The organism is Lysinibacillus sp. UBA5990, assembly GCF_002429815.1.
GTDB classification, from domain to species: Bacteria; Bacillota; Bacilli; order Bacillales_A; family Planococcaceae; genus Lysinibacillus; species Lysinibacillus fusiformis.
Map to the genome: position 1 here is coordinate 1,834,935 of NZ_DJAY01000015.1, position 6,130 is coordinate 1,841,064.

General features: G+C 38.3%; 7 protein-coding genes. 2 read left to right on the forward strand and 5 right to left on the reverse strand.

The window, feature by feature from the left end:
- Nucleotides 1-9: 9 nt before the first annotated feature.
- The 3 genes from B3D94_RS21795 to B3D94_RS21805 all read right to left on the reverse strand — a co-directional run bounded on the left by B3D94_RS21795 (nucleotide 10) and on the right by B3D94_RS21805 (nucleotide 3,230).
- A complete protein-coding gene (locus tag B3D94_RS21795) occupies nucleotides 10-627 on the reverse strand; it encodes a DUF2306 domain-containing protein (protein ID WP_291760502.1) in 618 nt (205 codons plus the stop codon).
- Nucleotides 628-966: 339 nt separating this feature from the next.
- A complete protein-coding gene (gene ade / locus B3D94_RS21800) occupies nucleotides 967-2,712 on the reverse strand; it encodes an adenine deaminase (RefSeq protein WP_291760505.1) in 1,746 nt (581 codons plus the stop codon).
- Nucleotides 2,713-2,807: 95 nt separating this feature from the next.
- Nucleotides 2,808-3,230 (reverse strand): pyridoxamine 5'-phosphate oxidase family protein, encoded by a 423-nt coding sequence (locus B3D94_RS21805; RefSeq protein WP_291760508.1) that lies wholly within the window; start codon nucleotides 3,228-3,230, stop codon nucleotides 2,808-2,810.
- Between the two features lie 163 nt (nucleotides 3,231-3,393).
- Between B3D94_RS21805 and B3D94_RS21810 the strand changes: the two genes are divergently transcribed.
- A complete protein-coding gene (locus B3D94_RS21810; protein ID WP_008181003.1) occupies nucleotides 3,394-4,020 on the forward strand; it encodes a YczE/YyaS/YitT family protein in 627 nt (208 codons plus the stop codon).
- Nucleotides 4,021-4,105: 85 nt separating this feature from the next.
- On the opposite strand, the gene B3D94_RS21815 is transcribed toward B3D94_RS21810, so the two are convergent.
- Together B3D94_RS21815 and B3D94_RS21820 are read right to left on the reverse strand one after the other, a co-directional pair.
- Nucleotides 4,106-4,741 (reverse strand): 50S ribosomal protein L25/general stress protein Ctc, encoded by a 636-nt coding sequence (locus tag B3D94_RS21815; RefSeq protein WP_069481795.1) that lies wholly within the window; start codon nucleotides 4,739-4,741, stop codon nucleotides 4,106-4,108.
- A 143-nt stretch (nucleotides 4,742-4,884) separates the two neighbouring features.
- The gene (locus B3D94_RS21820; protein ID WP_069481796.1) at nucleotides 4,885-5,586 is read right to left on the reverse strand and encodes a YjjG family noncanonical pyrimidine nucleotidase; all 702 of its coding nucleotides are present in this window, start codon (nucleotides 5,584-5,586) and stop codon (nucleotides 4,885-4,887) included.
- 275 nt (nucleotides 5,587-5,861) lie between these two features.
- On the opposite strand from B3D94_RS21820, the gene B3D94_RS21825 reads away from it, so the two are divergent.
- A partial coding sequence (locus tag B3D94_RS21825; protein ID WP_291760517.1) for a radical SAM protein occupies nucleotides 5,862-6,130 on the forward strand: 269 nt, incomplete at its 3' end.

The window sequence follows — 6,130 nt, forward strand, 5'->3', positions numbered from 1 at the left end:
GAAACGACGTTAAATGGTCGATTTTCTAATCACAAACTCTGCTAATACTAAATTAATCATAAAGGCTAACCACGCTCCTAACGAATACGAAAATCCATATGGAAGACCCGCTACATCATGCAATATCGTCACAATTATGTAAATAGTTAGATTAGCAAACGTTAAGAAAAAACTTCTTAGCATCCAGCTCCGATGACGATGAACTAGTCCTTTTCTTATAAAACGATAACCGTTTATCGTCGTAAGCAACCAGAGCGTATTTAAAATGAAGAAACCAATCGTACTCCATATACCCCCATTTGCGTATAGCGCTACATAATATCCTGGAAGTATATTAAATACAATCACCGTTACGTAGATTCGACCATTCCAGCGGTGTAGAATAGGGTTTTTCATTCTTATCGCTCTCGAAAGACCAAATGGCCCAGTAATTAAAGCAATAATGGCTAACACAATATGTAGTTGGATCATGACAATCCATAATTTTGCATTCGGAATTTCTATTTCCTTGTTCGCAAGAAATGCCGAAAATGTCGGGTCGACTATAAAATTTTTTGATGTTGTATGTAAAATCCACATTATAGCTATCACCGATAAACTAATGACTAAGCCTTTTCTACTTCTCATGTCCTGCTTCCTCTCTGTTTGTAAAAGTGACCTTAAAAATTGTGCTAGATACACTTGTGCCCGATCGATTTCGTTTCTGCAAGATAGACAGATCTACTTGTCATCATAGAATGGTAAATCTGTATATCTCAAAGTATCTAAAAACAGTCTATCATTAAGGACTCTTCTTCCGATACCAATCATTATAAAGCCGCTTGTTAAACTCCATTTAAATAAACTTCGGATTTGTTATTTCAATCTAATTTTTACCCTGAGACAGCTTTCTATCTTTTGTTATTAGACAATTTTAAGCGAAAAAAATGACCTAATCGCTCTCCGCAACTAGGTCGATTTTTTTGTCTATGCTTCCACTGCTATATGCTGGAAGGTTGTTACATCAAATAACCCTGTGTCTGTTAACTTTAATGCAGGAATTACTGGTAATGCTACAAAAGAAAATGTCAGTAGAAAATGAAAATCTAAAGTTGGGTTGAGCTTCTGTAAAGCACCGTGTAAGCCAGCTAGCTGTTCCTTCGCCTGCTGTGCTGGTACATCTGTCATTAAGCCCCCGATTGTTAAAGGCATCTCCGCGAGTATTTCACCGTCCGCTACAATAACGAAGCCACCTTGGATTTCCTGAATACGGGAGAGCGCCAGAACCATATCCTCATCATTTGTTCCCACGACAAGAGCATTATGTGAATCATGGGCTACTGTGGTAGCTACTGCACCTTTTTGTAAACCAAATCCTTTCACAATGCCTAAGCCAGTCGTATGCAAATGATGATGGCGTTCGATAACGGCTAATTTCAGTAAATCTTGTTCTACCGATGGCACAAATACGCCTTCTTTCACAGGTACATCTATGACTAAATGATTGGTAATCAGCTGATTCGGCACAATTTCCATCACATTCGCCTTCGTTCCCTTGGTGAATGATAGTTGTAGTCTATCCTTTGTGATGCTTGGTAAATGAACAGAGTGATGAATATGGGCAGGAACTATTGGCTCTTGACGACTTGACAGCATTTCCCCATTTTCAGCAACTTTATGACCATTCTTCCAAACTGCTTTTGCCTGCATTGTCGATAAATCATTTAAAAGTACGAAATCAGCCTTATAGCCTGGTGCAAGTACTCCTCGATCAAATAAACGATAGCATTCTGCTGTGTTCACGGTTGCTAATTGGATTGCCTGCAAAGGTGTCATCCCTTCCGCTATTGCCATGGCAACATCGTAATTGATGCTACCTTCATCAATCAGCTCATCCACATATTTATCATCCGTACAAAAACCAAAGCGACGTGCAGTGTGTGGCTGAACGGCTGGTAATAAATCACGTAAATTTTTCGCTGCTGATCCCTCTCGTATAAGGACATACATCCCCTGCTCTACACGATCAATGGCTTCTTCGGCTGTCACACATTCATGATCCGTCTGAATACCTGCAGCCCGATAGCCCGTTATTTGCTCACTTTGTAAGCCCGCACAATGCCCATCAATAACTAGATCTGCTTCCTTTGATAATAAAATTTTTTGAAGCATCCCCTCTTCTCCATTTAACACAGCTGGGAAATCCATCACCTCCGCTAAGCCACGAACTTGTTCATGGTGCAGAAATGGCTCCAAATCTTGGGCTGTTAATGTTGCGCCAGCATTTTCAAACTGTGTCCCTGGTACACTTGAAGGAAGCATCACAAAAATATCCATATCAGCTTTTTGTGCATCATCCAGCATAAATTGGATTCCTTCTGCTCCTGCTACGTTTGCGATCTCATGTGGATCTGTAATCACGGTTGTAATTCCATGAGGAATTAAGACACGACTGAATTCCCCCGGTGTTAGCATCGAAGATTCAATATGTATATGGCCATCTATTAATCCAGGAATGACGTAGCTCCCCGCTGCATCCTCTACCCCTTTTGCATGAAATCTGTTGTTAGTATCCAGTGCCACAATCATGCCATTCTTCACAACAATGTCCGCTTTCTTCCACGTTAATGTAAAGACATCGGCAACTTGTGCATTTTTAAGAATAAAATCTGCCTCTAATTTACCTTGAGATGATAATATATTTTGCGTTAACTGTTGTAATTTTGTTGTCATAGCCTATACTCCTTTTTCTTTTAAGAACTATCATGCCTGAAAGATGTCTATCATTGCAACTATTAATCGTCAAGTCAGTAAAAAACGACCATTGATTAATGGTCGCTCGAAAATTCTAGCTCTTTTGGTGGTTGTCCTTTTTTATTCATCAGACGCATACGAATAGGTTCAATTTTTAAGGTCACCATTTCATCCTGATTGCCAATAAAAATACTCGTAAAAAATTCTGCAATTTTATTTTTAATTCCTTCTTCGTGTACTTCAGTGAGCTTGCCCTCTATTTCCACATAGGTATCACCAAAGCCTCCATTTTCATAGCCATATAAAATATGGGTATATGGATTTTTACGGAGCTCCTCCATTTTCTCAGAATGCTTATTCGTCACAGTATATAACACAAAATCCTCATGTTGGAACGTCATATAGCGCGAATAAGGTTTCCCGTTTTCTACAGTAGCCATCGTTCCAATTTTTTCACGGTTCAAAACTTCTAAAATTTCATCGCGTACAGAAGTCATTTCATCTCATCCTTTCTTCTATACCTATATTTTGCCCTCTCCACCTAAAGCTAAACGGTTTTTTTTGAAAAATGTGAAATGACAAACTTCTGGCAATTTGAAAATCTCTTGTTATAATAATTGGATGGACAACAGGAATTTACGGATGAATGAGGGTTAAAAAATGAAACAAGCTTTTTTTACGCGCTGTTTATTTTTCATAACAGGCATTATCGTGCTATCTTTTGGCATCACATTAACAATTAAAGGGCAGCTTTTTGGTGTAGGCTCTTGGGATGTTTTACATATTGGCTTAACTAAAACACTCGGGTTAACAATCGGTTCATGGTCTATTATTTTAGGACTGGCTATTCTAGCGTTTGATATGCTAATAACGAAAAAATTCCCATTGCCAGGAACTTTTATCGATATGTTTTTAGCTGGCATCTTTATTGATATTTTTAATTATTGGCTACCTGATATCGATGGCTTTTGGATGCAACTTGTTTCTTACCTAACAGGGCTAGTATTACTGGGCTGGGGCTGTGGTATGTATATGGTGGCTAATTTAGGAATTGGTCCACGTGATACCTTAATGCTAATGATGGTTCATAAACTTGGCTGGAGCGTAACACGTTCCCGTACGACCATGGAAGTTACAGTCGCTGTACTTGGCTTCCTACTTGGCGGTCCTATTGGTATTGGTACGGTGATAATGGCCTTTGGACTTGGACCAATTGTACAATTTGCCTTAACTTATAACGAAAAATTATTTATGAGATGGACGGGCGTGAAAAGCGCCGTCATTTAAGCTTTAAGACAATGCAAAAAATGCATTGTCCTTTTTTAGCGAAATAACAAGGAGCCATGTTGGAAAATGGCTCCCTTTTTTCATATTATGCTTCTGGCTCAGATGTATTTTTCCCTGTGGCTTCAATCACTTCAGGCGTGTCGTCCACAGTGTCATCTTCTTGAACATTTTCAGCAGATGGTGGTGTAATCGTCACGAGTGTGTAGTCATCTTCTTGTAAAATTTCAAATGAAAATTGTTGACGAATATCTCCCACGTATAGGGACGTCCCAATTGCTACATTCGTGACATCAATTTCAATTGTTTCGGGAATTTCTGTTGGCTTCACTTTAATACGAACCTCGCGATTAGGCTGTAATAGGAAACCTCCATCTGCTACTCCGATGGCATCCCCGATTACGGTTACTGGAATTTCTACTTCCAGCTCTTCTGACATATTGATCGATTTAAAATCAACATGTTTAATATTCCCCTTTAAAGCACAACGCTGAACTTCTGATAAAACAGCATTAATACGCTTTCCATCAACATCTAATTGAAAAACACTTTTTGTACCATGCGCTGCAAGTAATTTCGCAAATACTCTTGCGTCTAATGTAATGGCTGTTGATTCCATTTGAAAGCCATAGACAACACCAGGAATGGCGCCATTTTGTCGAAGCTGTGTTAGTGAGGATTGACGTCCTTTTTGGCGTTTATTGGCTGTTAAAACCGTATTCATCGAATATTTCCCCTTTCATGGAAACTAGTCTCATAAATGGTTTTGCCCTTTCCTCAGTTTTTTATACCTGAATAACCTGTTCAAAAAATGAACAAAAAAAGCACCCCTCCGTCTATAGTACAAAGAAGGTGCCTGATAATTACTTATAGCGCTACTTTTTGATTCAGTAAGTCATGTAAGTCGTGCAATTTTTTAATTTCATAATGCGGTTCAATGCCGCTTGTGTTTTCAACATTGCGGATATTAAACCAACAAGTATCAATACCGGACTGTAAACCGCCCTTTATATCGGATGTCAACGAATCTCCAATAATTAACGCTTTTTCTTTATCAAAATTATCAATTCGTTCAAACACATAATCGAAAAAGTCCGGCATCGGCTTTTGATAGCCCGTTTGCTCCGAAATAAAAATGCCTTTAAAATATTGCGCTAAATTCGAATCCACAAGACGTTTATTTTGTGTAACGGTTACCCCATTCGATACTACATATAAATGATAATGATTGGCTAGCTGAGCGATCACCTCATAAGCACCCTCAACATAATGGTGGGCCTCACGCAAATATTTTTGGAAAAGTGATTCGAAATAGGTCCCATCGACTTCTATGCCAAATTCCTTTAAAGCAATCGAAAAACGGGTATTATGTAATGTATTTTTCGTTACTTCTCCACGCTCAAAAGCTCGCCACATCGACTCATTAATTTCTTTGTAACGTGCAATCATCTCGGAAGTAACTACTAAGTTTTCTTCTTTAAACATGCGGTCAAGTGCAGCATTTTCAGCCAAATCAAAATCTAGTAACGTATCATCCACGTCAAATAATAATATTTCATATTTCGTCATGTCCGTACCTACTTTCTATGATGCATTGTGCTATTTTCTCTATCCATGATAACGTTTTTTTAGAAAAATAACAGTAAAACCACCTTTTTCAGAATAGTAGGACTTGTAGGCGCTTTATCCTCATCCATTTCGGAGTTAATGGATTTGCGAGCATTTTCCTTTATTGGGTAAAAAAATGTTCATCTAGTCCTAAAATAGCCCTTTCAGTAATTTCATATTTGAAATTATCGATGAATATGAGACAATAGAATGCTAGAAAGGAAGATGTACGAAAGATGACGACCTTACAAAAAATAACGCCTGTCTTTGATCCATGGGAAGCGTATTTAGATGTTGAACAACATGGACAAATGACTCTATCTAATATTGAATTTACAACAACTAACCTTTGTAATATGCGTTGTGCACACTGTGCAGTCGGCTATACATTACAAAATAAAGATCCTGAGGCATTGCCAATAGATTTAATTTTACGTCGCTTAGACGAAATACCTCATTTAAAAACACTTAGTATTACAGGTGGAGAACCTCCTGTTGTAAAGAA

What these genes read in the sequence shown, in the direction of transcription:
- B3D94_RS21795 (WP_291760502.1), bottom strand. Translation starts at nt 627, where the DNA reads ATGAGAAGTAGAAAAGGCTTAGTCATTAGTTTATCGGTGATAGCTATA.
- ade (WP_291760505.1), bottom strand. Translation starts at nt 2,712, where the DNA reads ATGACAACAAAATTACAACAGTTAACGCAAAATATATTATCATCTCAA.
- B3D94_RS21805 (WP_291760508.1), bottom strand. Translation starts at nt 3,230, where the DNA reads ATGACTTCTGTACGCGATGAAATTTTAGAAGTTTTGAACCGTGAAAAA.
- B3D94_RS21810 (WP_008181003.1), top strand. Translation starts at nt 3,394, where the DNA reads ATGAAACAAGCTTTTTTTACGCGCTGTTTATTTTTCATAACAGGCATT.
- B3D94_RS21815 (WP_069481795.1), bottom strand. Translation starts at nt 4,741, where the DNA reads ATGAATACGGTTTTAACAGCCAATAAACGCCAAAAAGGACGTCAATCC.
- B3D94_RS21820 (WP_069481796.1), bottom strand. Translation starts at nt 5,586, where the DNA reads ATGACGAAATATGAAATATTATTATTTGACGTGGATGATACGTTACTA.